Annotated in this window: 4 protein-coding genes; all 4 read right to left on the bottom strand. The window is 51.6% G+C overall.

Features of this window, described 5'->3' with window-relative positions:
- Positions 1-254 precede the first annotated feature (254 nt).
- Positions 255-530, bottom strand: a complete 276-nt coding sequence (locus HNQ59_RS19225; RefSeq protein ID WP_184042004.1) for a hypothetical protein — start codon at positions 528-530, stop codon at positions 255-257.
- Positions 527-1,306 (bottom strand): hypothetical protein, encoded by a 780-nt coding sequence (locus HNQ59_RS19780; protein WP_246491090.1) that lies wholly within the window; start codon positions 1,304-1,306, stop codon positions 527-529. The genes HNQ59_RS19225 and HNQ59_RS19780 overlap by 4 nt, the downstream gene beginning before the upstream one ends.
- Before the next feature lie 206 nt (positions 1,307-1,512).
- Positions 1,513-1,845, bottom strand: coding sequence for a hypothetical protein (locus tag HNQ59_RS19215; RefSeq protein WP_184042003.1), 333 nt, complete (start codon positions 1,843-1,845; stop codon positions 1,513-1,515).
- The coding region (locus tag HNQ59_RS19210) for a C39 family peptidase (RefSeq protein WP_221320299.1) at positions 1,845-2,675 on the bottom strand (831 nt) is incomplete at its 5' end. The genes HNQ59_RS19215 and HNQ59_RS19210, both read right to left, overlap by 1 nt.

The following is a 2,675-nucleotide window of genomic DNA, read 5'->3' as shown; positions in this document are numbered from 1 at the left end:
ACCGGTGGGGCGATGGTGGCTTTGAAGCTGCCGCCGCCACTGCCCATGCTCATGCTGGCGCCGCCGCTGATGCTTTGGAAGCGGCTTTGGTTCTGCGACGTCCCCCCGTTTTCAGTAGCAGTCGGCTTTATAGTCCGAGGCTAATTTAACCGATTTCTGGATAAGTGTTTTGGCATAGGCGGCAGGCGCCAAAGCCCCACCTGCTAGCACACCCGTCACAGTCAGGAAAGTATGCATGTGAACCTCTAACAGGATCACAGTAGACCATTCCCTTCAATCACCCTGCCGCATTGCTGTTTTAAATAGTCCTTCCCTGCATCGGTGAGTTGATATAGGAGCAAGGTAGAAGTCTTGTCGGGAGCAACTATAAGCAGTCCTTCAGCAACAAGTTCTTCTGCCAAACCTAAGGCATTGACCTCTCCTCCATACCCTCGCCGAGAAAAAGCCACCTCCAAGTTATACCAAGTTATCCCATTTGGTTTTTTCTCAGCTGTTTCCAGTGCAATTCTCTTATAAATCAATTCCATCATGGCGCATCCGGGTGATAAAGAGGATGAGGAGTCATTTTCTCATTTAGTCGATACTCCTCAAGCGTTGCAGTGTGGGCGTTATTCCACAAACGGTAAGCCTCATCTTGAGATTTTGGCACCCCAGTCTCCCATCCGAGCCTTCTGTAACGAACGTATTCTCGCAATTCGTGTGTGTAGAAATTGAGATCGACTTGGTCCGCTGGAATGTCACCTCGCGATATTCTTTCGAGACGATTGATCATGAAATCATTCACGTCGTCCTGACCAAACCTCGAAACATGCTTTCTCACCACCTCAATACCACGTTCAGTTACTCGAACTCGGTCTGTATTCAGATCGCGAATCACCCCACCAGCATTTTCTGGCTCAAAAGCCCTCCCACTGATGGGGCCTTTGCCACCCAGAACCCTCTCTGTGTTTAGAACATCAACCCTAGGCCCCTTGCCAGCCGCCAGTATCGCATCCCGCTCCGCCGCTGTCAGGCCCAGGCCCGCCACCGGTTGCTTCACCGTCACCGGCACCGTTTCATACGGGGCCGGACTCTTCACCACAACCGGCTCGCTACCTGCGTTTCTAGTATAGAGGCTGCTTTCCGCCACGGTGTGGCTCGGCAGTGGTCGGCCCGCCGTGGGTTGCGGTTCGCTGACCGGAGCAGGGCCACTTGCCAAGGGCTTGCCCTTCAGTCCACCCAGCTTCCCGGCAAGCACTGGTGCGATCATGCCTGCCCCTTGCAGGATCAGCCCTCGCGTCGCTTGTGCATCCAAGGCTTTTTCCACCAGCTGGCTGCAGGCAGTGGCACTGAGCCCCTGGCAGTTGCTTTGCCGGAATTGCTGGACTTCACGCGCCAGCGCGACGTCGCTCCGGCTTACCTGCATTTCTAATTGGCGTTCAGCTTACAACCTAGCGCTCAGCAGTTGCGCTGCTGCCTTGGCAACAATAATATTTGGAAAAATTAAGAGGCTCTTTGTGATCTATTCAAGAATTAAAAATTGAAAACCTCCCCCCCCCTAAAAATACTAATCCTCACCACACAACTAATGTAAAAGTTATTCTTTTCAAGAAAAACACTACCTATAATACTTGCCGAGTCACAATAAAGGTATTTACCACCAACATAACACGGAACATTATCTAATAGCCTATCCAAAAAATCATCGTCTGAAATTTTCAAACACACACTCTCTTCATCACTTTCAATACATAGAGTCGCCTTGTCTTCCTGAACAATTAAAATACCTTCAGTTACAACCACACTATCAATGTACTGATCTGGATTCTTCATTAACTCTTCAAGCTGAACCGTCTGGATTTCCATTATTTCGACCCCTTAATTATTACACCCTGACGATAATAGCGCTGCTTAAAAACATCGAGCTGCTCATGATACTGAGCCCCCTTCCATGGATCACGAATCGACACCACCTCAACACCCTGCCTAGTCGTTATTCCGTCCACTACTACCGCATGGCCACCACCCTCCAGCTTCACTGCTACAATTGCCGGGTTGCCATCAGCGGTTGCCTTTCGCAATGCTTCAATGGATAGCCGCGATTGATAACTCGCATTTACTCCCTCACTCTGCAAGAGTTTTGCAAGTGAATCAATACCCACACCATTCCTCCCAACTTGGATTTGCTGAACAAGTGTTCCCAGATTGACAGGTCTACCCAACGTGTCCAACACCATCCCGCATGAGGTTGGACCGCAGGTATTAATAGTTTCTTGTGCAAAAACTGCCCGGTTCCCATTTCTAGACAAACGCCCCGCGTCATTGAAGGTATTTCCACCTCCAACAATTTCTCCAAGTGTTCCGTTCGAAACACCCTCTCCTGACTTTACCCCACCCTGCACCACGACCGGCTCGCTACCTGCGTTTCTAGTATAGGGGCTGCTTTCCGCCACGGTGTGGCTCGGCAGTGGTCGGCCCGCCGTGGGTTGCGGTTCGCTGACCGGAGCAGGGCCACTTGCCAAGGGCTTGCCCTTCAGTCCTCCCAGCTTCCCGGCAAGCACTGGTGCGATCATGCCTGCCCCTTGCAGGATCAGTCCTCGTGTCGCTTGTGCATCCAAGGCTTTTTCCACCAGCTGGCTGCAGGCAGTGGCACTGAGCCCCTGGCAGTTGCTTTGCCGGAATTGCTGGACTTCCCG

The organism is Chitinivorax tropicus, from assembly GCF_014202905.1.
Classification (GTDB): domain Bacteria; phylum Pseudomonadota; class Gammaproteobacteria; order Burkholderiales; family SCOH01; genus Chitinivorax; species Chitinivorax tropicus.
This window is presented reverse-complemented; position numbering and strand designations above follow the sequence as displayed.